The following is a 26,315-nucleotide window of genomic DNA, read 5'->3' on the forward strand; positions in this document are numbered from 1 at the left end:
TTATATAAGCAGGTCCTGAAACACTCTGGTGGTGCACGCCTTCGACGTCCTCGGCGATCCGGTACGCCGCCGGATCCTGGAGCTGCTGGCCACCGGCGAGCTGAGCTCAGGCGAGGTCACCGCCGTCATCCGGCAGGAGTTCGGCATCTCGCAGCCGGCCGTCTCGCAGCACCTGCGGGTGCTGCGCGACAGCGGGTTCGCGAGCGTACGGGCGGAGGGCACCCGCCGCCTCTACGCCGTCGAGCCCGGCCCGCTGCGCGAGATCGACGCCTGGCTGGAGCGCTTCCGCGCCTTCTGGGACCAGCGCCTGGACGCGCTGGCGACGGAGCTGGCCCGGGGCAAGCGCGAACGCCGCATCACAAAAGAGAAAGAGGATTCCTGATGGACATGGTCGACGAGATCAACAAGACGCACCGCGAGCTGATCGACGGTGAGCGCAAGGTGCAGGTGCTGCGCCGCCACTACGACGCCGAGATCGAGGACGTCTGGCAGGCCGTCACCGACGCCGACCGCATCGCCCGCTGGTTCCTGCCGGTCACCGGCGACCTGCGGCTGGGCGGCCACTACCAGCTGGAGGGCAACGCCCACGGCGAGATCCTGCGCTGCGAGCCGCCCAGCATGTTCGCGATCAGCTGGCTGTTCGGCCCCGCCCCCGGCTTCTCCGAGGTCGAGGTGAGCCTGACCGCCAAGGACGGCGGCACGGTGCTGGAGCTGCGGCACACGGCGGAGGTGCCGGAGGAGATGTGGGCGCAGTTCGGCCCCGGCGCCACGGGGGTGGGCTGGGACCTGGGGCTGCTGGGCCTGGCCCTGCACCTGACCGGCGGCGTCAAGCCCGACGCGGACACCTTCCACGAGACCGACGAGGGCCGGCGCTGCATCGTGACCAGCAGCAAGGCGTGGGGCGAGGCGCACCGGGCGGCGGGCGGCTCGCCCGATCTGGTGGCCGCGACGGTGGCCGCCACCACCGCCTTCTACGCCCCCGAGTGACCCGCGGGCCCCTCCGAGTAGGGTAGTGAGTACTCACTCACCCCTTGGAGGGAGCCCCATGAAGATCACCGTTCTCGGTGCGACCGGCGGCAGCGGGCTCGAGCTCGTACGCCAGGGCCTCGACCTGGGCCACGAGGTCACCGCCGTGGTCCGCGACCCCGACCGGCTGCCCGCCGAGCTGCGCGAGCGGGCAGACGTCGTCCAGGCCGACGTGATGGACCCCGACGCCATCGCCTCCGCCGTCGCGGGCCGCGACGCGGTGCTCAGCGCGATGGGCCCCCGCGGCACGGGGCCCACCACCGTCTGCTCCGGCAGCACCCGCGCCATCCTGGCCGCCATGGAACGCACCGGGACGCGGCGCCTGCTCATGGTCAGCGCCGCCGGGCTGGAGAGCGACGCCGGTGACGGCCTCTTCTCGCGGTACGCGCTCAAGCCGATCGTCCGCCGCTTCCTCCGCCACGTCTACGCGGACCTGGCGGTGGCCGAACGGCTGGTGCGCGAGTCCCGTACGGACTGGACGATCGTGCGGCCCGCCCGCCTCACCGACGCCGGCCGCACGCACCGCTACCGCACGGCCCGCGACCTCAGCGTCCGCGGCGGCCACACCACCACCCGCGCCGACCTCGCCGACTGCATGCTCAAGCTGATCGAGGACGGCACGTCGGCGGGTCACGTGGTGTCGGTGGCGACGTGAGGCTCAGCCGATGAGGGCCGAGGGGTCGCGGTCCGGAGGGCCGGCGGGCCACCACCGGTCGTCGCGGCGGGTGAAGGGGTACCAGCGGCCGTCCCGGCCGTAGCGGAGCTGGAGCTCTCCGAGCGTCCAGCGGTTGCGCCAGGCTTCCATGGGCGGGGGTTCCGCGCCGTCCCAGGCGGCTTCGAGCCGGGCGCGCGCTCTGGCCAGGTCGTGGCGGGGCGGCGTCCAGGGGTGCTCCAGCGCGGCGAGCCCGTCGGCGCCGCCGTGCCGCCAGGCGGCCACGGCCGCCCCCAGCTCCTGTTCGCCTCGGTCGTCTGGCTGGTCGAGGATGTGGTCGGCGAGCAGCCGTACGTGGTCCTCGTGCTCGGTCAGGTGCGGCAGGCGCTCGTGCAGCAGCAGGTCGCGGGCGCGGGCGGCGGCGGAGGCGGCGAGCACCGCGAGGGCGGCCACGTCCACGCCGGGCGCCGGCTCGAGGGCGGGTGGGGTGTAGGTGACGTCGTACGGCGGCGGGTCGGGCAGCGGGGACACCCCGGCCGCGAACGCGACCGCCGCCGGCGTGCCGGACGGCCGGGCGGCATCCTCCGGTCGCCCCGCACGCGGGGCGGCCCCCGCCGCGTTTCGTGCCTGCAGGGCTTCGACCAGGTCGCTTTGGCCTCGGCCGCGCAGGAGCAGCAGGACGAACGGGTCGGCGTCCAGCAGCCAGGACGCCTGGTAGCACAGGGCGGCGGCGTGCTGGCAGGGGTGGCCCCAGTCGGGGCAGGAGCACTCGGGCTCCAGGTCGCCGACGGCGGGCAGCAGCGGCACGCCCGCGTACTCGGCCGCGTCGACCAGGTCGTGCGGCATGTCGCCGTCGAGCAGCGCGGCGATGTGGCCGGCCTTGGCGGCGACCTGGTCGAGGAAGCGTTCCCATGCGTCGTCGGTGAGCTGCTCGACGCTCACGACCACGTCGTACTCGTGCTCGGCGACCGCGGCCAGGCGCCCTGGGCTGACGGTGATCGGGCCGAGCTGCCCGGTCTTGGCGTACGCGCGGCCCTTGCGCAGCAGGGTGTGGTCGAGGGAGGTGTCCTCCATGGCCTGGATCCAGGCGCGTCCCCACCAGGAGGTGGCGAAGCGGGCGCCGGCGCGCTGGCGAGGGAAGGCGGGGAAGCCGCGGGCGGGGGTCATCGGGGCTCCAGGATCGGGGTGGTCATCGGAGTTCGACCAGGGCGGCGAGTTCGGCGTCGGTCAGTTCGGTGAAGGCGGCTTCGCCGGAGGCGAGCACGGCGTCGGCGAGCGACCGTTTGGCGGTGAGCATCTTCGCGATGCGGTCCTCGATCGTGCCCTCGGCGATGAGCCGGTGCACCTGGACGGGCCTGGTCTGGCCGATGCGGTAGGCGCGGTCGGTGGCCTGGTCCTCGACGGCCGGGTTCCACCAGCGGTCGTAGTGGATGACGTGGTCGGCGCGGGTGAGGTTGAGGCCGGTGCCGGCGGCCTTGAGCGACAGCAGGAAGACGGGGGCCTCGCCGTCCTGGAAGCGCCTGACCATCTCCTCGCGGCGGGCGACGGGGGTGCCGCCGTGCAGGAGCTGGGTGGCGACGCCCCGGCCGGTCAGGTGGCGCTCCAGGAGGCGGGCCATGGCGACGTACTGGGTGAAGACGAGCACGGAGCCGTCCTCGGCGGTGATGGTGTCGACCAGCTCGTCCAGCAGCTCCAGCTTCCCGGAGCGGCCGGGCAGGCGCGGGTCGCTCTCGTGCAGGTACTGGGCGGGGTGGTTGCAGATCTGCTTGAGCCCGGTGAGCAGCTTGACGATGAGGCCGCGCCTGGCCATGCCGCGCGCGTCGGCGATCTGGGTCATGATCTCGCGGACGACGGCCTCGTACAGGCCGGCCTGTTCGGTGGTGAGCGCGACGGGACGGTCGGTCTCGGTCTTGGGCGGCAGCTCGGGCGCGATGCCGGGGTCGCTCTTACGGCGGCGCAGCAGGAACGGCCCGACCAGCCGCGACAGGCGTTCGGCCGTGCCGGTGTCGCCGGACTCGACCGGCCTCGCCCAGCGGGCGCGGAACCGGGTCAGCGGGCCGAGCAGCCCGGGGGTGGTCCAGTCGAGGATGGCCCACAGCTCCGACAGGTTGTTCTCGACGGGGGTGCCGGTCAGGGCGACGCGGGCGGCGGCGGGGATCTCGCGCAGCGCCTTGGCGGTGCCGGACGCCGGGTTCTTGACGTGCTGGGCCTCGTCGGCGACCAGCAGGCCCCACGGGTGCGCGGCCAGGCGTTCGGCGTCGAGGCGCATGGTGGCGTACGTGGTGAGCACGAAACCCTCGTCGGCGAGCGTGCGGTTGCCGCCGTGGTAGCGGCGCACCGGGACGCCCGGCGCGAACCTGGTGATCTCGCGCTCCCAGTTGCCCAGCAGGGAGGCGGGGCAGACCACGAGCGTCGGCCCTGAGGCGCGGTGCAGGTGCAGCGCGATGAGCGTGACGGTCTTGCCCAGGCCCATGTCGTCGGCCAGGCAGGCGCCGAGGCCGAGCGAGGTCATCCTGGCCAGCCAGCGCAGCCCCGCGTACTGGTAGTCGCGCAGGGTCGCGGCCAGGCCGGGCGGCGGCGGCACGTCGGCGGGCTCGGCCAGGCGGCGGCGCAGCTCGTCGAGCCAGGCGGTGGGCTCGACGGGCACCTGCTCGTCCTCGACCTCGACCGTCCCGGTGAGCGCGGCGCCGAGCGCCTCGATGCCGGTCAGCGGTTTGAGCTCGCGCGTACGGGCCTTGCGCGCCAGGTCGGGGTCGATGAGCACCCACTGGTCGCGCAGGCGTACGACGGGGCGGTGCGCCTCGGCGAGCTGGTCCATCTCGGCGGCGGTCAGGCGTTCTCCGCCGAGTGCGAGCTGCCAGTCGAAGCTGGTCAGGTGGTGGCCGCCGAGGAAGGAGGGCAGGTCGGACGGCGCGGGGTCGCGGTCGCCGACGACGGCGCGGGCGGTGAGGCCGCGCACGAACGAGCGCGGCCAGTGCACGTCCACGCCCGCCGCGGCCAGCCGGTCGGCGGCTCCGGCCAGCAGCGCCGCCACGTCGCCGTCGGACAGGGTCAGCTCGTCGGGCACGGCGCTGTCGAGCAGCTCCTCCAGGCGGGGCCAGGCGCGGGCGGCTCTTCGTACGGCGAGGGTGGCCTCGATCCTGGCGCCGGGGCCGAAGCCGGCCTCGCCGCCGCGCCACAGGTCGGCGGCGTCCACGACCAGCGAGGGGTCGGCCAGGCTGTGCAGCTGGGCGACGGCGCGGAACTCGGCGGCCACGGGGTCATCGGCCTCGATGCGCAGCGACAGCCGCAGGCCCGCGTCGAGCCCTGCGGAGACCTCCTCGGCCCAGCCGCGCAGGTGGGGCACCTTGACGGGCTTCGCGGCGGCGTAGGCGGTGAGGCCGGTGGCGCGTACGGCGCCGGGCGAGCGGGGCATCGCGTCGGCGACGGCGTCGAGAAAGGCCCGCACGAGCGGCTCGGCGTCGGGCAGCAGGGGGACTGGCGGCAGGGCGTCGGGCGGCAGGACGTCGTCAGCGGACAGGGCGTCGTCAGCGGGCAGGGGGACGGCGCGGGCGGTGGCGGGCATGGCGGCGGCCAGTTCGCGGACGCGGCGGGCGTCGTCGGCGTCGAGGGGCCCGGCCCTCCAGGAGTCGTGCTCGCCCGCCGACACGCCGGGCAGGATGCGGCCCCGGGTGACGAGCTGCAGCGCGATGAGGGCGGCAGCGCCCCAGAAGCGGGCGGCCGGGTGGGCGTGGGGGTCCTTGCGCGCTCTGGCGAGGGCGGCGACGGCCTCGCCGACGGGCACGAGGGTGGCGGGGACGGCGCGCGTGGCCACGCCCTCGTCGCGTTCCTCTGCTACGGTCAGCACACTGTCACCCGCGGGGTCGAGGAAGGCGATGTGCCCGGTCCTGGGCGGGTCGCCGGGCTGGAAGACCGCAGGGTGCCGGGCCAGATCCGTCTGAGAGCTCACGGCCGTACAGTGTACGGTACGCTGAGGGTGTGGTTTACCGCAGTGCCGAACGGGCACCGACCACATTCCGCACTCGGCCCGATCTTCCATAGCCTGGACCGCATGACTGACTGGTTGGTAGGACTCATGGACCGCCTCGGAGCACCCGGGGCCGGTCTCGCCATCGCGCTGGAGAACCTTTTTCCTCCTCTTCCGAGCGAGGTGATCCTGCCACTGTCCGGTTTCACGGCGAGCAGGGGCAAGATGCAACTGCTCGACGTGCTCGTCTGGACGACGCTGGGCTCGGTGATCGGCGCACTGGCCCTCTACGGGGTGGGCGCGCTGCTGGGCAGGGAACGCACGCTGGCCATCGCCGGCAAGCTGCCCCTGATCAAGATCTCCGACATCGAGAAGACCGAGGCGTTCTTCCAGCGTCACGGCGGCAAGACCGTCTTCTTCGGCCGCATGATCCCCATCTTCCGCAGCCTCATCTCCATCCCGGCCGGCGTCGAGCGCATGCCGCTGATCAAGTTCACGCTGCTCACCACGGCCGGCAGCGCCATCTGGAACACGCTCTTCGTCATGGCCGGCTATCTCCTCGGCGAGCAGTGGGAGCTGGTCGAGACCTACGTCGGCGTCGGCACCAACGTGGTGATCGCCGTCGTGGTCCTGGCGATCCTGGTGTTCATCGGGGTCCGCCTGGCCGAGCGGCGCAAGGGCAAGCATGCGAGTCGTCGCTGAGGGTCTGCGGGTGGCCGCCGCGGTCACGGCAGGGGCTGTGACCGCGCTCGCCGAGCTGGTGTTCCTGGTGCTGACGCTGCCGTTCCTCGGCCACCCGAACGTCCTTGCCTCAGCCCGCCGCCTGGCCCGCCTGGAGGCGCGCCGCCTGCGGCTGGACACCTCCCACCTGGACGCCCTGGAGGAGGCGCGGGGCGGCAGAGCCGCGCGCTACCTGGCGGCGCGGGTGCCCGTCGGAGTGCTCGGCGGGCTGGTGATCGCGCTGCTGGTCGCCGGGGTGAAGGTCGCGGTGGCGTTGCTGGCCGCCTGGACCGCGGGCCGGCCGTTCGACGGGATGGAGCCGACGCCGCCGCTGGTGGCGTACATCCTGACCGGGGGTTTCGTCCTGCTCTTCCTGGACCTGTCCGGTGTGGCGGGCGTGCACGCGCTCGAACGCCGGCTGGCCGTCCGCCTGCTCGGCCCCGACCCGACCGAGAAGCTGCAGCGCCGCATCACCGAGCTGGCCGAGAGCCGCGCCGGCATCGTCGCGGCGGTCGACTCCGAACGCCGCCGCATCGAGCGTGACCTGCACGACGGGCTGCAGCAGCGCCTGGTGGCGCTGTCGATGCTCATCGGGCGCTCCCGCCGCGGCCGTCCCGAGCTGCTGGAGCAGGCGCACGCCGAAGCCCAGCACGCGCTGGCCGAGCTGCGCGAGGTGGCCTGGCGCGTCTACCCGAGCGGGCTCGACTCGCTCGGCCTCGGCGAGGCGCTCGCCGGGGTCGCGGAACGCTCGAGCGTGCCGGTCACGGTAGATTGCCGGCTGCCGGAGCGTCCCCCGATGGCGGTGGAGACGGCGGCGTACTTCGTGGTGTGCGAGGCGGTGACCAACGCCGCCAAGCACGCCGGGGCGGCGGCCATCACGGTCGCGGTGCACAAGGAGGGAGCGGCGGTGGTCGTACGCGTGCGCGACGACGGCTCGGGCGGCGCGCGCCCGACGGGCGGCGGCCTGTCGGGGCTGGCCAGGCGGGTGGCGGCGCTGGACGGCCACTTCGAGGTCGACAGCCCCGCCGGCGGCCCCACCACGGTCATGGCGGTGCTGCCGTGCGGGTGATCCTGGCCGAGGACTCCACGCTGCTGCGCGAGGGCCTCGTACGCCTGCTGCTGGAGGAGGGTCATGAGGTCCCCGCCGCCGTCAGCGACGGCGAGGCGCTCATCGAGGCCGTCGAGCAGCACGAGCCCGACATCGTGGTGGTCGACGTGCGCATGCCGCCCACCCACACCGACGAGGGCCTGCGCGCGGCACTGGAGATCCGCAAGCGCCGGCCGTCGGTCAAGGTGCTCGTGCTGTCGCAGTACGTCGAGAAGCGCTACGCCACCGAGCTGATGAGCTCCGACGTCGAAGGCGTCGGCTACCTGCTCAAAGACCGCGTCGGCCAGGTCGGCGACTTCCTCGACGCGCTCGAACGCGTGGGCGCGGGCGGCGCCGCCTTCGACCCCGAGGTGGTGCGCCAGCTGCTCGCCCGCACCACCCAGCAGGACCCGCTGTCCAGGCTCACCGCCCGCGAACGCGAGGTGCTGGAGCTCATGGCCCAGGGGCTCACCAACGCCTCCATCGGCCAGGCCCTGCACGTCTCCCAGAGCGCGGTGGAAAAGCACGTCAACTCGCTGTTCGACAAGCTGGACCTGTCCCACATCACCGGCTACAGCCGGCGCGTCCTGGCGATCCTGCACTTCCTGGAGTCCTGACCCGGAGAATTGTCGGCGTGGCCCGCTACCGTCCCCGCCATGGATCATGAGGACGAGATCAGGAAGCTGATCTGGCAGCGCCACGCCGACCGGCTCGCCGAGCGCGTCAAGGCCCTCGACGAGCCCGCGCGCAAGCGGGTCGCGGCCGAGCTGCCACAGCTGCTGAAGGAGCTGACGGCCACCTTCAGCCGGTGGGAGAGCGACGGGCTGACCGACTTCGGCCCGGCGCTGCGCGTGGCGGGCGCGGCCACGCTGGGCGGCGCGGCGGCCGTCGCGTCCTGGCTCTACCGCCGCGCCTTCGCGCCCCAGTGGGCCGGCCCCGACAACGACGTCGATCTCGTCCTGGCCGTCATCGCCGACCGTCCCGCCGCCTGGCGGGCCGACCTGGCCGAGCGGCTGACGCTGCGGCTGCGCACCGCCGACGACCGCGGCATGCGGCTGGCGCTGGCCCTGCTGCGCGAGACCGGCATCGAGCCGCCGCCGCACGACGTGCTGGTGGCCGGCTGGGTGTCCGAGCCGCCCAAGGGTCTGGCCGACGACCCGCTGCTCGACCACCTGCTGCCGCGGCTGTTCGAGGCGCAGGGCGTGGGGCGGGAGCTGCAGTGGCAGACCGACCCCGACCAGGGCTGGCTCGGCGCGCTGCTCGACCTCGCCGACAGCGGCCGGGTGCGGCGGGCCGATCTCCTCGACGGCTGCCTGCGCCGGTTCCTGCTCGGCGGCGCCCCCGCCGAGCTGCGCTTCTTCGTTCACCTGCACGAGGCTCTCGATCCGGGGCCCGACGAAGTGGAAAGCCGTGCCCGCGACTACTTGCGGCTGCTGCCCGCGGCGCCCGGCCAGGTCGCCGAATCGGCCGCCAAGCGCCTGCGCGACTGCTCGGCGCCGACGCCCGACGACCTGGCCGAGGCGTGGGAGTCGCTGCTGTTCCGCCAGGAGCGCAAGCTGGTGCGGGCCGGGCTGTCGTGGCTGCAGGCGGCGGTGCGCCGCCAGCCCGAGCTGGCCGGCGTGGTGGCCGCGCCGCTGGCCAGGGCGTTCGCCGCCGAGTCGGCCGAGCTGCAGGAGAAGGCGGCCGAGCTGGCGCTGACCCACGCGGCGGCGATGGACGAGGAGGGGCGCGCGACCGTGCGCGAGGCCATCGAGCTGCTGCCGCCCCGGCTGGGCGGCCGCCTCGCGGCGGCCTTCGGCGGTGCGGCGGTGGCCGAGCCGGTCTTCGTGCCGCCGCCGCTGCCCGCCGTGCCCGAGCGGGCCCGGCCCTTCGACGAGCCGCCCGCCACTCCCGACGAGCTGGTGACGCTGTGGGTGTCCATGTCCCGGACGTGGCAGACGTGGGAACGCCTGCTGGCCGGGTTCGTCACGCTGGCCGGCCGCGACCGCGCGAGCCTGGCCGCCCGGCTGGAGGGTCTCAGGCAGCCGTGGTGGCACTGGCAATACCAGTCCTCGTCCTGGGACTCGGTGGACGACTGGTTCAGCGGCGCGGTCAAGCACGTCGTCGGCGTCGTCCCCGAGCAGCAAGCGTGGCGCAGGCTGATGCCGCCGGGGCGGCTGGCCGTCCCGCACCGGGTGCTGCTGCATCGCGCGGCCGAGATCCTGCGCGCCCTGGATGAGGGCACGCTGCCGCCGCTGCTGCTGGCCACCCCCACCCACGACACCGGGCACGTGGCGGCGGCCGAGCTGGTGCGCCGGCTCGAGGTGCTGGAGGCGGCGGGCGCCAAGCCGCTGGCCGCCGACTTCCAGCAGGCGCTGCTGCGGCTGCCTCCCGATGAGCCGGTCGAGGCGGGTCACCTGACGTCGCCGGCCGGGCGCATCCTGGCCGCCTGGCGGCACCCGGAGACCGAGCTGGGCCTGCAGTGGCGGTGCGGCGACCACGGGCCCGAGCACGACTGGCACGCCCGCGACCACCACCACTACACCACGCCGCACCTGCTCGTCCGCCGGGCGGCGCGCACCGGGCAGCCGCTGGCCGACTTCCTGCTCAACCGCTTCGAGACCGCCATCTCCTCCGACGCCGAGGTGCGTCATCTCGACTGGTGGCCCGCCATGCTGCCCTTCCATCGGGAGACGGCCGCGGCGCACCTCGGCCCCTACGTCGTGCACTCCTACGGCCGGCCGCACGTGCAGGCGGAGCACGCGCGGGCGCTGGCGCGGGCCGGCGGGCCGGCCGGGGCGGCGTTCGCGGCGGTGCTGGCGCGGGTGCTGGGCGGCCCGCGGGAGACGGAGGCGGTCGATGTGCTGCTGGAGGTGGCCGTGCGCGGCGAGTTACCCGCGGCCGAGGTCGGCAGGCAGGCCGGGCTGCTGCTGGCGAGCGGCGAGGTCAAGATGAGCGACATGATCGCCGCGCTCGACACCGCCGCGCAGCGGGGCGCGCACGCGCAGGTGTGGGAGATCATGGCGGCGGCGCTGCCCGTGGTGCTGCCCGAGCCGGGGGCGCGGCCGCGCAACGGGTCGGCCGCCTTCGTCGCGCTGGCCGGCACCGTCGCGGGGTGGTGCGGGGCGCGCGGGGAGATCCCGCGGGTGCGCGACCTGGCGGCGCGCAGGGGGAGCAGCGCGTTGCTGAGCGAGCTGCGGGCCCTGCACGCGCTGCTCACCACCGACACGTCGGCGGACGTCGCTCGGGAAGGGGCATGATGGCGCACCGCAGGTTTCCCCGTCAGATGGACGAGGGGCACGACACGCGTATGCACATCGGCGATCTGGTGCGCGCCGCCGTCCCGGACGCCTCGCGGGTGACGGTGCGGCGGGCCCAGCTGGGAGCGTTCGGGGTGACGACCGTGACGGGCGACGGGCGGCCTTGCACGGTCGATGGCCTGGACGAGCCTCTTGAACGGCTGCGCGAGCTGTCCTATCGCAAGGGGAAGGGCACCTGGTTCAGCTGTGAGCTGGAGTTCACGGCGGGCAGCCGTGGTTACGCCTGCCGGGCCGACGGCGAGGTGATGCCGTTCGCGCTGGTGGAGCCTGCGGCGGCGCTGGGGGAGCTGACCACGTTCCCCCGTGACGTGCCGCCGGAGTGGCTGATCGCGGCGCTGCCGACCGCCATGCCGTTCGGGCTGCCCGTTCCGCTGCTGGACGAGCGGCCGTGGCACTCTCCTTTCGACGAGCGCCGGCCGGCCCCGCCGATCACCGGCGAGGTGTCCTACGCCCCTGCCGCCGGCATGACCGCCCGCGTCGCCGGGCACGAGGACTCCGAGCCCGTGCCGGGACGGCGGCTGCTCTGGCTGGGCGAGCGGCCGGACGACCCCGACGCCGGGGTGGTCGTGCTGACCGTGCACGAGGGGACGTACTACCTGGCGCGCCATCCGGCGGGCGCCACCGACGACGGCCTGCGCTCGCTGACCCTCGACGGTGCGACGCTGCGGGCCGAGCTGACCCCGCAGGCCGCCGACCGCCTGCGGACCGAGACGGTTTTCGAGGTCCGCCTCGACCTGCCCGCCGAGAGCATGGCCACGGTGCGGGCGGCGGTGCCGGGCATGCTGGGGCGGCTCACGGACGGGCCGGAGCTGCTCGGCTTCTGACCGCTCTGGGGCTGGTCGTCAACGCGGTCGCACTGTGGAACTCCAAGCACCTGTCGGCCGCGATCGACCAGCTGCGCGCCGACGCCGTCCCGGTGAAGGACGAGAACGCCGCCCGGCTGTCCCGGTCGGCCACGCCCATCTCAACGTCCTGGGCCGCTACTCCATCCCCTCCTCCGCTCCGGCCGAGGGACTGCGGCAGCTCGGCGAGATCCCCGACCTCCCCAACTGTGGCGGTATGAACGAGGAGGAGGTGTAGGCCCCCGGGCTCACGACGCCGACCGCGCCGCCACCGCCGCCCTCGCCGCCGCCACCGCCGCCGCCCGGGCGGGCGTCCTTTGAAAGGGGAGAGGGGTACGTACCGCGAACGGGGCGCCGCTGACCGCGCCACTGCCCGGGCGGGCGTCTGTTGAGGGGGAGGAGAGGATGGGCTGGCGTTCTTTGAGAAGGGGATCCTTAGGGGGCGGTTTTGGGGCAGACGGTGATGGGGGCGGGGAGGCGGAGTGTGATCAGATAGCGGTTGACGTGGGAGATGATGCAGGAGTTGCCGCTGTTGTAGAGGCCGTGGCCGTGCCATTGATACTGGACCGCGGCCGAGCCGGGCACCCGGCGTACGAGGTCCGCGACCCCGTGGAAGTCGGTCCAGGAGCCGACCCCCAGGAAAGGCGGCAGCTCATCGGCGGGCAGGGGCGCGGGCGGGTTGGTGACGGGAGCAGGCCAGCCGACGCAGGCGAGCGGGTGCCAGAGCTCGATCCCGGCGAGGTTCGGCAGCACGCGCTCACCTTCACGGCGCTTCTGCCGGTACTCCGCGTAGTCGCGGAATCCCACGCCGTCGAGGCAATGGGTCATGTTCATCCCGGTGAACGACGGAACCTTCGGGCTTTTCGTGCTCCGCCGGACGTAGTCAGCGAACCCTGAGGCGTCACCATCGGCGGCAAGCTCGATCGCCTCGGCGAGCTCCGTCCATCGGGGGAACTCGGGCTCCGGACCCGGCTCGATGATGCTGGGTGCGGCGGCCTCCTTGATGTCGAACCCGCTGTAGGCGGCGTGCGGCGGTTCGCCCTTGACCGGCACCGGGACGCGGTCGGCCCGGGCCACCAGCGCCCGCCAGACCTCGCCGACGTCCCGGCCGTGCAACGCGCAGGTGGTGTTCGCCGCGCACCAGGCGGCGAAGCGGGTGAAGGACTCCTCATGGGAGAGCCTGCTCCACGCGCGGTCCGCGTACGGGTTGACCGAGCCGTCGAACACCATCGCGCGCACGCGGCCGGGGAACAGCCGGGAGTAGGCGATCGCGGGCATGCCGCCGTAGGAGTTGGCGATGAAGCTCAGCCGCTCCTCTCCCAGCGCGACGCGGATTGCCTCCATGTCCCGCGCCACGGAGGCCGAATCGAGGTGGTCGAAGAACTCGGGATCGGCGGCGCGGCATCGCTCCGCCGCCGCCCGGTTGCGCCTGCCCAGCTCGGCGTACTCGGCACGGGTGTCGGGCCAGGTGATCCACGGCCCGGAGACGAGGCAGTCGTACGGCAGCACACCCTTGTCGATGGTGTTGCGGGGCTCGACGCTGACCACGTCGAAACGGCCGCGCAGCTCGGCGAAGCTGCCCGCGTTCTTGCTCAGAGCCGTCAAGCCCGAGCCGCCGGGCCCGCCGGGGATCGCGAACACCGTGCCCATCCGGCGCTGAGCGCCGGTGGCCGGCAGCAGGCCGACGGTCAGGTCGATCTTCCGTCCTGACGGCTCGGCCCAGTTCAGGGGCACCGTGATCGAGGCGCAGCGCATCTCCTTGACGAGGTCAGGGCAGTCGGCCCAGGCCAGCGTGGACGGGCCGGAGCCGGGCGAGCCGGCCGCGGCGGCGGGCATCGCTGAAACCAGGACAACCGCGGCCGCGCCGACCGCCAGCACCTTGATCCGGCGCCCGGGCAACATGATCATCGTGGCGCCCGCAGTCAACGCGGCGACCACGTACGCAACCAGCAGCCCCGCCGCCGCGGCAGGCGGCAGGATCCCGCCGCCGACCTCCGCGATCTGGAGCGGCAGGTTCTCGATCATGAAGGAGCCGGCCTGCGCGCGCAGCGGCATGGGCAGCGTCTTGGCCGCCACCGGCAGCACCACGATGATCAGAGTCAGCACCACCAGCGCGCCGGGGGTGGAGCGGACGGCGGCCCCGACGCCGAGCCCGATCAGCGCGACCGCGGCCATCGACAGGCCGGCGACGACCACCGAGGCGAGCATGCCAGGCTCCGACAGCGACGTGCCCAGCGTCACCCCGTCGCGCAGCAGCTGCCCGGCCCGGTCGCCGAGCACCGCCATGGAGGCCGCATGCATGAGGAACGCCAGAGCCTGACCCGCCACCAGCGCGACCGCAGCCAGGCCCGGAACCTTGGCCAGCAGGAGCACCTGCCGGCGCGGCACGGCCACCAGGCTCGTCTGGATCGCCTTGGTGCCGTACTCCGAGGTGATCGCCAGGGCGCCCAGCACGGCGAACACGAAGTAGGCGACCGCGATCCCGTTGCCGATGCCGTCCCCGTTGGGAGGGAAGGCCATCCTCTCGTCCATCGTCTGGCCGTCGAAGCCACGGCCGATCATGAAGGCGATCCCGGCGCAGGCCAGGACGGCCGCCACCGAGCAGGCCAGCAGGTAGAGGTTCGAGCGGAGCGTGCGGAGCTTCAGCCATTCGGAAGCGATCACGTCGATCATCGGGCAGCCTCCTTCGGCGCGGTCCTGTACTCGGTGTCGTCCTCGGTGAGCCGCATGAACGCCTCCTCCAGGGACGCGCCGCGCGGAGACAGCTCCGCCAGCGCGATCCCCGCGGACAGTGCCAGCACGCCGATCTCGGCCGCGTCCAGGTCACGGACGGACAGGGCGCCGTCGTCCCCGGCGGTCACCGTCGCCCCGTGCGCACGCATCACGGCGGCGAGCCGATCCGGGCAGGCCGTGCGGACCAGTACGTCGCCCTGGAAGTGCCCGGCGAGATCGTTCATGGCGGTGTCGGCGATGAGCCGGCCTCGTCCGATGACGATGACGTGGTCGGCGGTGAGCGCCATCTCGTTCATCAGATGGCTGGACAGCAAGACGGTGCGGCCCTCGTCCGCCAGCGAACGCAGCAGGTCGCGCAGCCAGCGGATGCCCTCAGGGTCCAGCCCGTTCAGCGGCTCGTCGAACATCAGCACCGCCGGGTCGCCGAGCAGCGCCGCCGCGATGCCCAGCCGCTGCTTCATGCCGAGGGAGAACCCGCCGATCCGCCGGTCCGCGACGTCCGTGAGGCCGACCTGGTCGAGCACCTCGGCTACCCGGCCGCGGCCGATGCCGTTGCTGCGCGCCAGGCAGGTGAGATGGTCGCGGGCCGAGCGGCCGCCGTGCACCGCTCCGGCGTCCAGCAGCGCCCCCATCGTGCGCATGGGCCGGCGCAGGGACGCGTACGGGCGGCCGTCCACCAGCGCCTCACCCGCGGCGGGGACCTCCAGCCCGAGTACGGCGCGCATGGTCGTGGACTTGCCGGCGCCGTTGGGTCCCAGGAACCCGGTCACCCGGCCCGGTTTCACCGTGAAAGTCAGGTCGTCCACCGCGAGCGTGCGGCCGTAGCGCATGCTCAGTTCCTTTACTTCGATCACATCTCACCTCGTTCACCTGCCTGGTCGAGCCAGGCCAGCCTCGCGGTCCGAAGGCTCGGTCTCCATGGGCGCGGCCCCACCGGCGGGGGTAGTAGAACGCCACCCAAGGGGTGGGCCTGCCCCCACCGTCTTCTCTCCGGCGGTAGGGCAGACTGCATCCGTGATGGGGATACGACCCGCGCCCGGCGGGCCGTCGCGGCAGGCCGTCAACGCTCTGGGGGCGTACGCGCGAAACGTGGCGACCGGCCTGGGGGTGTTGGGGCTGAACGCCGTCACCGGCCTGGCGGCGCTGGTGGTGCTCGCTCTGGTGCTGGTGAGCGCCGCCCTCGTGCCGGTGGCCGGTCTCGGGCGGGCGCCGCTCGGCCTCGGGCTCACTCTCGCCCACCGCCTCGCCGCCCATCAGCGCCGCTGGGCGGCCCGCGTGCTCGCCGGGGATGGTGCAGCGGAAAGCCACGGGAGCGAAACCGACCGGCCAGGGCGGGCCACCCAGGTGCCAGAGCCGCAGCGGTCTGGTACGCGGCGCGAGGTGGGCTGGCTGGCCGTGCACGTGGTCACGGGGCCCGCATCCGTGGTGGCGGTGTGGGCCATGCTGGCTGCCCTGGACTACGTGTTCTTCCGGCTGAGCCCGGCGGAGGCGAGCACTCTGAACACGTTCGCCCTCAGCTTGTCCGTCGCGGCCATTGCGGTGGTCGTCCTCATGTCCGTCTCCCTGTTCCGCACCGGGCAGGCCCGATTGGCGCGGCGGCTGCTGGACGGCGGCACCGCGACGGACGCGCGGATCCGGGCACTGACCGCGTCCCGGGCCGCAGTGGTCGACGCGCGCGCGGCCGAGCTGCGCCGCATCGAACGCGACCTGCACGACGGCGCGCAGGCCAAGCTGATCGCCATCCGCATGCAGCTGGGGCTAGCCCGGGGCTCCGGTGACCTGGACGAGATGGCACGCATGATCGACGAGGCGCGCGAGGTCGCCGGCCAGGCTCTGACGGACCTGCGTGACCTGGTGCGCGGCATCCATCCCCCGGTGTTGTCCGACCGCGGCCTGGCCGGCGCCATCGAGGCGTCCGCGCTGCTCTGTCCGATGCCGGTCGAGGTCGACATAGAGCTGCCCGGCCGCCTGCAGCCGCCCGTGGAGTCCGCCGTGTACTTCGCCGCCGCCGAGGCGCTGGCCAACGTGGCCAAGCACAGTGAGGCGTCCCGCGCATGGGTGCGGCTGCGGCACGCCGCCGGCGTGCTGCGGCTGACCGTGGGCGACGACGGCCGCGGCATGGTGCGGCGCGACAAGGGGACCGGCGTGCGCGGCATCGACGACCGCCTGGCCGCCTTCGACGGCTCGCTCACGGTAAGCAGCCCTCCCGGCGGCCCGACCGTACTGACCATGGAGGTCCCGTGCGCGTTGTCATAGCCGAAGACCTGGCGCTCCTGAGGGACGGGCTGGTCCGCCTGCTGTCGGCGCACGGCTGCACCGTCGTGGAGGCGGTGGACAACGGCCCCATGCTGCTGGAGGCGCTGGTCCGGCACCGCCCGGACGTGTCGGTGATCGACGTGCGGCTGCCGCCCGGCTTCACCGACGAGGGGCTGCGCGCCGCGCTGGACGCACGTGCGCTGGTTCCCGGGCTGCCCGTGCTGATCCTGTCGCAGTATGTGGAGCAGCTCTACGCCAGGGAACTGCTGTCCGACAGCTCCGGCGGGGTGGGCTACCTGCTGAAGGACCGGGTGGGCGACGTGGACAGGTTCGTCGACGCGGTCCGCCAGGTCGCTGGAGGCGGCACCGCGATGGACCCCGAGGTGGTGTCCCAGTTGCTCACCCGCCGCAGCCGCGACAAGCCGCTGGCCGCGCTGACGCCCCGGGAGCGTGAGGTGCTCGCCCTCATGGCGGAGGGGATGTCGAACCTGGCCATCGCCGCCCGCTTCGGGGTCACCGACAAGGCGGTCGGCAAGCACACGAACAACATCTTCGCCAAGCTCGGCCTGCCCCCGTCCGACGACCACAACCGCCGTGTCATGGCGGTCCTGGCCTACCTGCAGGCCACACCGGGAGGAGGCCGGTGACGATCAGGATGTCAGGGTTGCGGGCGGCCGCGGAATTCGAAGTCGTTGAACGTGGTCATCAGCAGGGACGAGCCGTTCTTGGTGGTGCGGGCGAAGATGCCGAGGTAGTCGTTCCGAATCGCGTTCTGGTCCTCCACATGCTGCACCTGCTCGCCGTTCACCCACATCCTCAGCCGTACCGACGTCGCCACCTGCTCGCAGGCGACCGCCAGCCGCGCCGTCCACCTGGCCGGCGACCCTGGCGGGCCCCGACCGCGTGGCGCCGGCGCCGTCGAAGACGCGCCTGATCCAAGCCTTAGCCCGTCGTGTCCGGGCCGAACTCGTAGTACGAGCCCTCCTTACCCGTGTCGGCTACGCCCGCTGCTCGACCGACGAGCAGGACGTCATCATCCAGACCGAGCGACTCCTGGCCTTCGGCGTCCCCGAGGAGCGGATCTCCATCGACCGCGGCTTCTCCGGTACCACCCGCCGCAACCGCGCCGGTCTCGACCAGGCGCTGGCCGCCGTGTGGGACGGCAGCGTTCTCACCGGCCTCGGCGCGTCCATCTACGACTGGGACGACCCGTTCGGCCGCCTGTTCCTCCAGACCCTCGCGATGGTCGCTGAATTCGAGGCCGACCTCGGGCACATGCGCACCCGCGAAGGCATGGCCCCCAGCCAAGAAGAACGGCAAGCTCACGCCAACGGCTGTTCCTGGGTTCCTCGACCCCGAGGGAGGAGCGGCCGAGCGTCAGGCCAGGTTCTTCTCGGCCCACTCGGCGAAGGTCGTCATGGGGATGTCGAAGCCCTTGGCGTACTCGGGCCTGGCGGGCTGGCTCCTGACGTTCATGTACGCGTGCGAGATACCCATGTCCGGCATCCCGGCCGCCTTCGCCTCCTCCAAGGTCATGTCGGGAGCCGTCAGCGGGGCGCCCAGCACACGGGAGAGGATCGCGGCGATCTCCGTCATGGACAGGAAGTCGCCGCACAGCTCCAGCTCGACCTGGTGGAAGCGGTCCGGGTCGGCGATGGCGGCGGCGGCCGCGGTGCCGACGTCCTCGGTGTCGATGAGGGGCACGCGGGTGTCCGGCTTGAGCAGGCTCACCAGGCCGCCCTCGACGCCGCGCGGGAACAGGAACCGCATGGACGGCAGGAGGTTCACCATGAAGAAGGACGGCTTGAGTATCGTCCAGCGGGGGAAGCCGGCCGCGCGCAGCCGGTCCTGGATGGCGGCCTTGGCCTCGATCGGGGCTTTCAGGGCGCTCCAGCGGCCTTCGGCCCAGCCGGGGATGTCGGCCTGGTGGCCGGCCCCGGTGACGGAGGTGTGCACGAACTGCGCCACCCCGGCGGCCCTGGCGGCCTCGATGAGGTTGACGCCCATCCGCACCTCCTCGTCGAAGTCGGCGCCGGCGGCGGTGAAGGGGGGCATCTGGACGGAGAAGACGGCGCGGGCGCCCTCGGCGGCGCGGGCCACGGAGTCTCGGTCGCCGAGGTCGCCGGTGACGAGCTCGGCGCCGAGCGCCTCGATGGCCTTGGCGCGTTCCGCGGCGGGGTCGCGTACGAGGGCGCGGACGGGGACGCCGGCGGCGAGCAGGGCGCGGGCGGTGGCGCCGCCCTGCCTGCCGGTCGCGCCGGTGACCAGGACGGGTGCGGTGGATGCGGACATGATGCTCCTCATGACGTACGGGAAATGGCGGGGCCCGCCGTTTCCTCCTGCGGTACGATATGGCGGCCCCCGCCACTTGGCAACCCGAAACGGCGGGGTCCGCCATTTAGTGAGGGGGAGTCGACGCCATGCCCGAACGCCAGCGCGCGGACGCCCGGCGCAACTACGCGCGGATCCTCGCCGTGGCCGAGCAGGAGGTCGACGCCCACGGCGCCGCCGCCTCGCTCGAGCAGATCGCCCGCGTCGCGGGCGTCGGCTCGGCCACCGTGCGCCGCCACTTCCCGACCCGCCGCGCCCTGCTGCAGGCGGTCTCCCACAAGCGCATCGACGCCCTGTGCGAGCGCGCCGACGAGCTGGCCGGCGAGGACGACGCCCGCGCCGCCCTGCTCGACTGGCTGAGCGACCTGCTCACCTACTGCGTGGCCGCCCGGGGGCTGGCGGCCGCGCTCGTCTACGACGGCGAGAGCGAGTCGGTGCACCAGAACTCGTGCGCGACGCGCATCGAGGAGGCCGGCGAGCCGCTGCTGCGCCGGGCCGTGCAGGACAAGGCGGTGCCCGGTGACGTCACCGTCTCCGAGCTGGTGGCCCTGATCATCGGCATCGTCCTGACCACCGAGCACCGCCCCGACGCTCAGGCGGCCGCGGAGCGCCTGTTCACGTTGACCGTGGCCGGCATCAGTCCTCGGCTCTGAAGGCGCCGGCGTGGTCCCGCGCCCAGGTCGCGAACGTGCGGGCGGGGTGGCCGGTGAGGCGTTCCACGGTGTCGGTGATCTGGGCCGGCGTTCCGTCGCCGGCCTGCCAGTAGTCGAGCAGGGCGTCGGCGTAGTCACCCGGCATGTACGCCTCCATCTCCCGCTTCCACTCCTCCCGGGTGACGTGCTTGATGCCGATCGGCCGGCCGATCACCTCGGCGAGCCGGCCGATCTGCTGGGTGAAGGTGAGGGACTGCGGGCCGGTCAGGTGGAAATGCCGGCCCTGGTGGCGCAGGTCGGTGAGCACGGCTCCGGCCGCCTCGGCGATGTCGCGCTCGTGAATGGGGTCGGTGTGCGCGCCCGGGTAGGGCAGGCTCAGCGGGTCGCCCTTCTTGATCGGCCACGCCCAGGCGCTCGCGTTGCTCGCGAACGAACCGGGGCGCAGGAGGGTGGTGGTGAGCGGGGATGTCAGGAGCGCGGTCTCGACGTCGAGGTGCGACCTGGCCAGCGGGTCGTCGGCCGCGCCCGGGGCCAGCACGGACGCCGAGGACAGCAGGACCACGTGCTCGACGCCCGCCAGCCTGGCGGCCGCGATGAACCGGTCGATGTGGGCCGGCTCGGCGTACAGGAAGACCTGGCTGACGCCGCTCAGCGCCGCCGGGAAGGTGGCCGGGTCGGCGAGGTCGCAGGTGACGGTCGTGACGCCGCCGGGGACTTGGAGGGCGCCGGGATTGCGCGAGGCGACGCGTACGGGGAGGTCGGCCTGGCGCAGCAGGGTGACCAGGTGGGTGGCGACCGCGCCGCGGCCTCCGGTGACGAGGATCATGGAACGAGTCCGATCTGGGAGCATGCCGCCGGACGCGTCCTGACCGGTACCGCCGGTCGCTGTGAAGAAGGTGGGCACGGCGAAGCACGCTCTCCGTTGAGAGAATCAGACAGCCGCGCTTGTGGGGCTGCCGTGCCGGCCGGATGTCCCGACGCGCTCACCGAGGAGCGCTGCACCTTACGCCGCAGAACGTACCACAACCCCGCACAACGCCTCGTATTTGTCGCGCACCTCACCCCGACGCAACGCCTCAGACCTGTCACGCCACCTCCACCTCGGCGCGCTGGGCTGTGCGGTCAGTCGGCCGCCAGGGTGTCGCCCAGGGGGGTGCGTTCGTAGCGGACGCTGCGGCCGGTCCTGGTGCGGGTGATCAGGCCGGATTCGCGCAGCACGGCCAGGTGACCGCCGACCGCGCCCAGGCTGAGGCCCAGCTGGCGGACCAGCTGCGTGGTCGTCGCCGGTGCCGCCAGCGCTCGCAGGATCTGCGCCCGGTGCGGGCCGATCAGCCGGGCCAGGGCAGCCGCGCCGCCGTGCGCGGGTGGCGGCCCGAACAGGTTCGCGACGCCGCGCGCCGGATAGACCAGCGCGTACGGCCAGGGCGGCTCGACGTAGCTGATGAGGGTGCCGAAGACGGTCGGCATCAGCAGGAGCCCCGTGCCGTCGAGCCGGTGCCGCTCCTGCACGTCCCGGCGGCCGGTGCGCACCTCGATCACGCCGCGCTCTGCCTCGGAGCGCCAGCGTACGCGCGGGTCCAGGTCGGACAGCGCCGCGGCCCAGCCGTCCATGGCCAGCTGCCCGGCGCGGTGCACGAGGTCGCGTTCCAGCACCGTGCGCAGCCGCGGCCAGTCGGGCTCGACCAGCGCGTGCCAGGCCGCCTCGATCGCGTCCGCCAGCCGGGTGAGCACGTCGGGGGCGGTCAGGATCTGCTGGACGTGGCGCGGCGGCCTACGCATCCCCGCCAGGTTGCGCGCGAGCTCCGTACGCACCCGCTCCAGCGGGGTCGCCCGCACCACGGCCAGCTCGGCGGCGAAGTCACCCTCGCGGGTGGTGAGTGCGGCGAGGTCGCCCCTGCGGCCGGTCGGCGGGGGCTGGATGAAGTCGGCGTTGTAGGCGTCGCGGCGGAACAGCGTGGTCAGGGCCTCGACCTCAGGGATCTCGCGCACCAGTTGCCTGTAGCGGGGGGCGATGCGTTCGGCCCAGGGGCGCAGGGGGCCGGCGGGCTGCTCGCCGGCCGCGACGCGGAGTGCGTTCATCGCCTCTCCCAGCGGGGAGATGGCGTAGCGGGTGTGGGCCACGTCGAGTGGGCCTACCTCGATGAGCAGCACTTTTCGCCTCCACCCGAAACCTTAACGCCCTCCCGGACGCTGCCCCGAGACTGGCCCGCATGATCACAACCCGGGCCACGTACCGCGAGGTGTTCGCGGTGGGCCAGTTCCGCGTGCTGTTCGCCGGTTACACGCTCTACCTCGGCGGCGAGACGGTGAAGATGCTCGCGCTGTCGGTGACCGTCTATGCAGGCACCGGTTCGCCGCTGCTGGCCGCGCTGGCCTACGTGGCCGGTTTCCTGCCCTATGCGCTCGGGGGCACGTTCCTGCTGGCGTACGCCGACCGGTGGCCGCCCCGGGCGGTGATGGCCGGGTACGACCTGGTCAGGGCCGGGGTCGCGGCGGTGCTCGCGGCCGGGGTGCTGCCGCCGGTGGCGATGCTGGTGCTGGTGTTCGTCACCGGGGTGCCGGGCGCGGTCGCTTCGGCGGCGCGCAGCGCGTTGCTGCCGGATCTGCTCGACGGCGACCGGTACGTGCTGGGCCGGGCCGTGTTCTCCATGGCTGCGGGCGGTACGCAGGTGCTCGGCTTCGCCGTGGGCGGGATGCTGATCGCGGCGGTGGGCCCGTACGGGGCGTTGTGGATCACGGTGGCGAGCTGCCTGGTGTCGGCCGCGCTGCTGCGGTTCCGGCTGGCCGACCGGCCGGGCCGTGGTCCGGCCGGCGGGTCGACGGTGGGGCGGACCTGGCGGGTCAATCGCGAGTTGCTGCGCCGGCCCGATGTCCGTGCGCTGCTGTGGGCCCAGTGGTTTCCGCCCGCACTGGTGGTGGGGGCAGAAGGGGTGCTGGTCCCGTACGCGGCCCACGTCGGGGCGCCGGGTGCGGCCGGGTGGCTGTTCACCGCTGTGGCGCTCGGCATGCTGGCCGGGGACCTGGTGATCGGGCGGCTGGTCGCCCCGCGGCTGAGAGAACGGCTGGCGGGGCCGCTGGCGCTGCTGCTCGGCGGGCCGCTGCTCGGGTTCGCGGGCTCGCCGGGGCCCGTCGTGGCGGGGGTGCTGCTGGCCGTGTCGGGGTTCGGGGTGGCGTACCAGCTGGGGCTGGCCCGGCGGTTCCTTGAAGTGGTGCCGGAGGCGAACAGGGGGCAGGCGTTCGGGCTGGCGCTGACCGGGACCATGACGTGGCAGGGGCTGTTCGCGGCCGGTGGCGGAGCACTGGGTGAGGTGGTGACGCCCGGCCAGGTGGTCGCCACGGCGGGCGCGGCGTCCGTGGTGGCCGTGGCGGGCCTGTGGCGCGTGCTCACGCCACGCGGGATCGGGTGATAAGCTCCTTCCGATCGTGAGAGGGGAGGTGAGGTTGGTGACCGCGGCGAAGACCGCTGCCCTGGGCAGCGCCCGGACCGACCTGACATCCCGGGCCTCGGTCCGCCCGCAGGCTTGAGCCACCCGGCTCGCCGCACGGGCTGACCTCGTCGGGGCCCCTTTCTCACGAAGGGTTTTACGTTGTCTCCTTCCTGGATCACCCGTCCCGAGGGCGCCGGTGACGTCGCCGCCATCCGCGACATCAATCTCGCCGCCTTCCCGACCGCATACGAGGCCGATCTGGTCGAGGCGCTGCGGGCCGACCCGCAGGCGTGGCTGCCCGGCCTGTCCTGGCTGTCCGAGACCCCCGGAGGGGAGCCCGCCGGGTACGCGCTGCTCACCCGCTGCCACGTCGGCGGCGAACCCGCCCTCGCCCTGGGCCCGTGCGCCGTCCTGCCCGAGCATCAGCGGCGGGGCGCCGGTGGCGCCGCCATCCGGGCCGCGCTGGACGCCGCCCGCGAGCGGGGCGAGAACCTGGTGGTGGTGCTCGGCCACGCCGAGTATTACCCGCGCTTCGGCTTCACCACGGCCTCCGGGCACGGCATCCGCCCGACCTTCGACGTCGAGGACAAGTACATGATGGCCCTCGCCCTCGACCCAGAACGGCCGATCCCGACCGGCCTGATGCGCTACGCGTCGGCGTTCGGCATCTGACCTTCCATCCCGGCGGCCCCCAGCACGGCTGGGGGCCGCCTCATCCCATGCGGATGGGCCCCACGAGCATCGGCCGCCGCAGGAGGCCGTCGCCGCCGTCGGTGGCGACGGGGAACTCCCGGACCCGTTCCTCAGGCCGTCGAACCCGGTCCGCACGGGCCAGGGGAGTCATGGCGGTCTCGTGATCAGCGGGCGAGCCGGTCGAGCCAGTCGCGCAGCAGGGCGGTCTCGGCCGGGCGGAGCGGGAGGGTGTCCTGTGGCGCGGCGGTGAGCGCGGCGTCGAGGGCGAGGGCCCGGGAGGCGAGGCCGATGTCCTCGGCCGGCGGCGGGTGGGTGGTGAGCGAGGCGATGAGGGTGTCGCGCATCCTCGCGGACAGCTCCGGCAGGCGGGACTCCTGTCCTGAGGTCTCGGGTACGCGACCGTCCGGCCCTTGAGTCCCGACGGCGGGGGCGCCGATCAGGGACAGGGTGACGCCGGTGACGGCGGCGTGCAGGAGGCCGGCGGCGGTGCGGGGCGGGACGCGCAGGCGGCCGGCGGCGGCGATGCGCTCGAGGTAGCCCAGCAGCAGCTCGTGCGCCTCCTGGGCGGCGGGCGGGCGCCGGCCGGGGCGGTCGGTGCCGAACATCAGCACGTAGAAGGCGGGGTGGCGCAGGCCGAAGTCGACGTGCATGTCCCAGCCGCGGCGCATGTCCTCGACCGGGTCGCCACTGTAGGCCAGCTCGTGCTTCTCGGCCAGGTAGAGGTCGAAGCCGTGCACGGCCAGGGCGGCGAGGAGGGCGTCTTTGTCGCCGAAGAGCTGGTAGAGCGAGGCGGCGCGGATGCCGGCCGCCGCGGCGACGGAGCGGGTGGAGACGGCCTGGGCGCCCTCGCGTTCGAGGATGCCGGCCGCCGCGGCGAGGATCCGCTGCCTGGTCCTGGTCTTCTCGTCGTCCACGTTGCGATGTTACGGCATTTCGCGTAACACTGGAACGGAACAGTGCTACGGAAAGAAGCGTGGCAGTGATACATCGAGGGAGCAGCCGATGAACCGGATCGGATACGGCGCCATGCAGCTCGCGGGCCCGAATGTGTGGGGCCCGCCGCAGGACCCCGAGGCGGCGCGGCGGGTGCTGCGCCTGGCGGTCGAGCTGGGCGTGACGTTCTTCGACACCGCGAACGCCTACGGGCCCCGCGTCGTGAACCAGCTGATCGGCGAGGCGCTGCGCCCGTTCCCCGACGGGGTGATCGTCGGCAACAAGGTCGGCGCGGGGCGCGGCCCCGACGGGTCGTGGATCATCACCGACCACCCGGACACCGTACGTGCGCAGGTCCACGAGGCGCTGGCCGACATGGGCACGGAGACGAGCGAGCTGACGTACCTGCGGCTGCCGGGCGACCTCCCCGGCACGCACACCGACGTGCCGCTGGAGGAGTCGCTCGGCGTGCTGGTCGAGCTGCGCGAGCAGGGCCTGATCCGCCGCATCGGCCTGTCGGGCGCCTCACCGGAGCTGCTGGCCCGCGCGCAGGAGATGACGCCGATCGCGGCCGTGCAGAACCGCTTCAACCTGCTCGACCGCAGCGGCGTCCAGGTGCTCGAGGCCTGCGAGAAGCAGGGCGTCATGTTCGTCCCCTACTTCCCGCTGGCCTCGGGACGGCTGGCCGGCTACGCCGAGCCGGCGGGCCCCGCGCAGCGGCTGGGCGTGACGCCGGCCCAGGTGGCGCTGGCCTGGCTGCTGCGCCGCTCGCCGGCCATGGTCGTCATCCCCGGCACGGCGAACCCCGCCCACCTGCGCGCCAACGTCGCCGCCGCCGGCATCGCCGCCGATCTGACCGACGACGAGGTGGCCCGCCTGACCGGCCTGGTCGACGAGTCGCAGGCCACGCTCGGGCAGCCGCACCAGTCCACGCTGGACGCGCTGACGGCGGCGGCGGAGCGCCACGCCGGCGATGTCCGGTGAATGTCCCTCCAGCGCCCTGGCCGCACGGGCGTGCGCCGGTGAGAATCGGCGCAGCCCGGCGGCGATGAGTTCCGGGCCGATGCGTGGTCTGTAACGACGAACCCGATCGCCCGTACGCGAGGAGCAGCGCCGTGACCGTCACCTACACCTTCGACGTCTTCAGCAGTCTCGACGGCTTCGGCTCGGCGACGGCCGACTGGAGCGGCTACTGGGGCAAGCAGGGCCCCGAACTGCTGGAGCACCGCCTGGCCTGCTACAGCGAGGAGCAGCGGATGGTGTTCGGCGCCACCACCTTCCGCAGCTTCGTGGACATGCTCGCCGGCGCCGCCGACGACGCGGACGTACGCGACCCGTGGGTGCGGCGGATGTGCGACCTGCCCGCGACCGTGGTCTCCAGCACCCTCGCCGAGCCCCTCGACTGGCGGGACGCGACCGTGGAGCGCGGCGACGCCGTCGAGGTCGTACGGCGGCTGAAGGAGGAGTCGAAGGTGCCGCTGCGCTCGCACGGCAGCCTGGCGATGAACCGCGCGCTGATGGCGGCGGGCCTGGTCGACCGGGTGCAGGTGACGATCTTCCCGGTCATCACGGGGCGGACGGGGGCGTCCCCGATCTTCAAGGGTGCGGCGGACTTCGATCTGGAGCTGCTGGAGTCGCGTACGCTCGACGGCCGCATCCAGGAGCTCGTCTACCGCCCCGCCCTGCACACCTGAG

At 73.4% G+C, this 26,315-nt stretch carries 26 protein-coding genes and 1 pseudogene; 17 read left to right on the plus strand and 10 right to left on the minus strand.

Annotated features, from left to right (window positions below):
* Positions 1-31 precede the first annotated feature (31 nt).
* Genes AB0K28_RS21955 through AB0K28_RS21965 form a run of 3 tightly spaced genes read left to right on the plus strand, consistent with a single transcriptional unit; the run spans position 32 to position 1,681 of the window.
* Positions 32-382 carry a metalloregulator ArsR/SmtB family transcription factor gene (locus tag AB0K28_RS21955; RefSeq protein ID WP_364372821.1) on the plus strand — a complete coding sequence of 117 codons (351 nt, stop codon included), beginning with the start codon at positions 32-34 and terminating at the stop codon, positions 380-382.
* Positions 382-987, plus strand: a complete 606-nt coding sequence (locus tag AB0K28_RS21960; protein ID WP_364372824.1) for an SRPBCC family protein — start codon at positions 382-384, stop codon at positions 985-987. Before AB0K28_RS21955 ends, AB0K28_RS21960 begins: the two co-directional genes overlap by 1 nt.
* 58 nt (positions 988-1,045) lie before the next feature.
* Positions 1,046-1,681 carry an SDR family oxidoreductase gene (locus AB0K28_RS21965; protein ID WP_364372827.1) on the plus strand — a complete coding sequence of 212 codons (636 nt, stop codon included), beginning with the start codon at positions 1,046-1,048 and terminating at the stop codon, positions 1,679-1,681.
* Between the two features lie 3 nt (positions 1,682-1,684).
* On the opposite strand, the gene AB0K28_RS21970 is transcribed toward AB0K28_RS21965, so the two are convergent.
* Together AB0K28_RS21970 and AB0K28_RS21975 are read right to left on the minus strand one after the other, a co-directional pair.
* Positions 1,685-2,845 carry an SWIM zinc finger family protein gene (locus AB0K28_RS21970; protein ID WP_364372830.1) on the minus strand — a complete coding sequence of 387 codons (1,161 nt, stop codon included), beginning with the start codon at positions 2,843-2,845 and terminating at the stop codon, positions 1,685-1,687.
* A gap of 22 nt (positions 2,846-2,867) precedes the next feature.
* The gene (locus AB0K28_RS21975; RefSeq protein ID WP_364372833.1) at positions 2,868-5,627 is read right to left on the minus strand and encodes a DEAD/DEAH box helicase; all 2,760 of its coding nucleotides are present in this window, start codon (positions 5,625-5,627) and stop codon (positions 2,868-2,870) included.
* Between the two features lie 102 nt (positions 5,628-5,729).
* On the opposite strand from AB0K28_RS21975, the gene AB0K28_RS21980 reads away from it, so the two are divergent.
* The 6 genes from AB0K28_RS21980 to AB0K28_RS22005 are packed head-to-tail and all read left to right on the plus strand — an operon-like array spanning position 5,730 to position 11,814.
* On the plus strand, positions 5,730-6,347 hold the full coding sequence (locus AB0K28_RS21980; protein ID WP_364372836.1) for a DedA family protein: 618 nt from the start codon (positions 5,730-5,732) through the stop codon (positions 6,345-6,347).
* On the plus strand, positions 6,331-7,434 hold the full coding sequence (locus tag AB0K28_RS21985) for a histidine kinase (RefSeq protein ID WP_364372839.1): 1,104 nt from the start codon (positions 6,331-6,333) through the stop codon (positions 7,432-7,434). The genes AB0K28_RS21980 and AB0K28_RS21985 overlap by 17 nt, the downstream gene beginning before the upstream one ends.
* The gene (locus tag AB0K28_RS21990; RefSeq protein ID WP_364372842.1) at positions 7,425-8,069 is read left to right on the plus strand and encodes a response regulator transcription factor; all 645 of its coding nucleotides are present in this window, start codon (positions 7,425-7,427) and stop codon (positions 8,067-8,069) included. The genes AB0K28_RS21985 and AB0K28_RS21990 overlap by 10 nt, the downstream gene beginning before the upstream one ends.
* 39 nt (positions 8,070-8,108) lie before the next feature.
* The gene (locus AB0K28_RS21995; RefSeq protein ID WP_364372845.1) at positions 8,109-10,691 is read left to right on the plus strand and encodes a DUF6493 family protein; all 2,583 of its coding nucleotides are present in this window, start codon (positions 8,109-8,111) and stop codon (positions 10,689-10,691) included.
* Between the two features lie 50 nt (positions 10,692-10,741).
* Positions 10,742-11,575, plus strand: a complete 834-nt coding sequence (locus AB0K28_RS22000) for a hypothetical protein (protein ID WP_364372848.1) — start codon at positions 10,742-10,744, stop codon at positions 11,573-11,575.
* A 32-nt stretch (positions 11,576-11,607) separates the two neighbouring features.
* The gene (locus AB0K28_RS22005) at positions 11,608-11,814 is read left to right on the plus strand and encodes a hypothetical protein (protein ID WP_364373302.1); all 207 of its coding nucleotides are present in this window, start codon (positions 11,608-11,610) and stop codon (positions 11,812-11,814) included.
* Between the two features lie 214 nt (positions 11,815-12,028).
* On the opposite strand, the gene AB0K28_RS22010 is transcribed toward AB0K28_RS22005, so the two are convergent.
* Both AB0K28_RS22010 and AB0K28_RS22015 read right to left on the minus strand, forming a co-directional pair.
* Entirely contained in the window at positions 12,029-14,266 is a 2,238-nt protein-coding gene (locus AB0K28_RS22010; protein WP_364372851.1) for an alpha/beta fold hydrolase, read from the minus strand.
* Complete coding sequence (locus AB0K28_RS22015; RefSeq protein ID WP_364372853.1) at positions 14,263-15,180, minus strand: ATP-binding cassette domain-containing protein; 918 nt, start codon at positions 15,178-15,180, stop codon at positions 14,263-14,265. Before AB0K28_RS22015 ends, AB0K28_RS22010 begins: the two co-directional genes overlap by 4 nt.
* A gap of 163 nt (positions 15,181-15,343) precedes the next feature.
* Between AB0K28_RS22015 and AB0K28_RS22020 the strand changes: the two genes are divergently transcribed.
* Both AB0K28_RS22020 and AB0K28_RS22025 read left to right on the plus strand, forming a co-directional pair.
* Entirely contained in the window at positions 15,344-16,582 is a 1,239-nt protein-coding gene (locus AB0K28_RS22020) for a histidine kinase (RefSeq protein ID WP_364373305.1), read from the plus strand.
* Positions 16,567-17,229 (plus strand): response regulator transcription factor, encoded by a 663-nt coding sequence (locus AB0K28_RS22025; RefSeq protein WP_364372856.1) that lies wholly within the window; start codon positions 16,567-16,569, stop codon positions 17,227-17,229. Before AB0K28_RS22020 ends, AB0K28_RS22025 begins: the two co-directional genes overlap by 16 nt.
* Before the next feature lie 11 nt (positions 17,230-17,240).
* On the opposite strand, the gene AB0K28_RS22030 is transcribed toward AB0K28_RS22025, so the two are convergent.
* Positions 17,241-17,420: a hypothetical protein gene (locus AB0K28_RS22030; RefSeq protein WP_364372859.1), complete on the minus strand. Its 180-nt coding sequence runs from the start codon at positions 17,418-17,420 to the stop codon at positions 17,241-17,243.
* Positions 17,421-17,485: 65 nt separating this feature from the next.
* Here AB0K28_RS22030 and AB0K28_RS22035 point away from each other — a divergent pair.
* Positions 17,486-17,830: pseudogene (locus AB0K28_RS22035) on the plus strand (recombinase family protein); the annotation flags it as partial.
* A 129-nt stretch (positions 17,831-17,959) separates the two neighbouring features.
* Here AB0K28_RS22035 and AB0K28_RS22040 read toward each other — a convergent pair.
* Positions 17,960-18,874 (minus strand): NmrA/HSCARG family protein, encoded by a 915-nt coding sequence (locus AB0K28_RS22040; RefSeq protein WP_364372862.1) that lies wholly within the window; start codon positions 18,872-18,874, stop codon positions 17,960-17,962.
* Between the two features lie 128 nt (positions 18,875-19,002).
* On the opposite strand from AB0K28_RS22040, the gene AB0K28_RS22045 reads away from it, so the two are divergent.
* The gene (locus AB0K28_RS22045; RefSeq protein ID WP_345407101.1) at positions 19,003-19,566 is read left to right on the plus strand and encodes a helix-turn-helix domain-containing protein; all 564 of its coding nucleotides are present in this window, start codon (positions 19,003-19,005) and stop codon (positions 19,564-19,566) included.
* On the opposite strand, the gene AB0K28_RS22050 is transcribed toward AB0K28_RS22045, so the two are convergent.
* Positions 19,550-20,392, minus strand: coding sequence for an NAD(P)H-binding protein (locus AB0K28_RS22050; protein WP_364372866.1), 843 nt, complete (start codon positions 20,390-20,392; stop codon positions 19,550-19,552). The two genes, AB0K28_RS22045 and AB0K28_RS22050, sit on opposite strands and share 17 nt — an antisense overlap.
* A 296-nt stretch (positions 20,393-20,688) precedes the next feature.
* On the minus strand, positions 20,689-21,717 hold the full coding sequence (locus AB0K28_RS22055; protein ID WP_364372869.1) for a helix-turn-helix domain-containing protein: 1,029 nt from the start codon (positions 21,715-21,717) through the stop codon (positions 20,689-20,691).
* Between the two features lie 59 nt (positions 21,718-21,776).
* Between AB0K28_RS22055 and AB0K28_RS22060 the strand changes: the two genes are divergently transcribed.
* On the plus strand, positions 21,777-22,973 hold the full coding sequence (locus tag AB0K28_RS22060) for an MFS transporter (protein WP_364372871.1): 1,197 nt from the start codon (positions 21,777-21,779) through the stop codon (positions 22,971-22,973).
* A gap of 180 nt (positions 22,974-23,153) precedes the next feature.
* The gene (locus AB0K28_RS22065) at positions 23,154-23,666 is read left to right on the plus strand and encodes an N-acetyltransferase (protein ID WP_364372874.1); all 513 of its coding nucleotides are present in this window, start codon (positions 23,154-23,156) and stop codon (positions 23,664-23,666) included.
* 40 nt (positions 23,667-23,706) lie between these two features.
* Here AB0K28_RS22065 and AB0K28_RS22070 read toward each other — a convergent pair whose 3' ends face one another.
* Both AB0K28_RS22070 and AB0K28_RS22075 read right to left on the minus strand, forming a co-directional pair.
* Positions 23,707-23,838 carry a hypothetical protein gene (locus AB0K28_RS22070; protein ID WP_364372877.1) on the minus strand — a complete coding sequence of 44 codons (132 nt, stop codon included), beginning with the start codon at positions 23,836-23,838 and terminating at the stop codon, positions 23,707-23,709.
* A gap of 13 nt (positions 23,839-23,851) precedes the next feature.
* Positions 23,852-24,601, minus strand: a complete 750-nt coding sequence (locus AB0K28_RS22075; protein WP_364372880.1) for a TetR/AcrR family transcriptional regulator — start codon at positions 24,599-24,601, stop codon at positions 23,852-23,854.
* An 88-nt stretch (positions 24,602-24,689) separates the two neighbouring features.
* Here AB0K28_RS22075 and AB0K28_RS22080 point away from each other — a divergent pair, with 88 nt between their 5' ends.
* Entirely contained in the window at positions 24,690-25,604 is a 915-nt protein-coding gene (locus tag AB0K28_RS22080; RefSeq protein ID WP_364372883.1) for an aldo/keto reductase, read from the plus strand.
* A 131-nt stretch (positions 25,605-25,735) separates the two neighbouring features.
* Positions 25,736-26,314: a dihydrofolate reductase family protein gene (locus tag AB0K28_RS22085; protein WP_364372886.1), complete on the plus strand. Its 579-nt coding sequence runs from the start codon at positions 25,736-25,738 to the stop codon at positions 26,312-26,314.
* Position 26,315: the final 1 nt, after the last annotated feature.

Origin of the sequence: Nonomuraea sp. NPDC049504 (assembly GCF_040676845.1) — a bacterium.
GTDB classification, from domain to species: Bacteria; Actinomycetota; Actinomycetes; order Streptosporangiales; family Streptosporangiaceae; genus Nonomuraea; species Nonomuraea salmonea.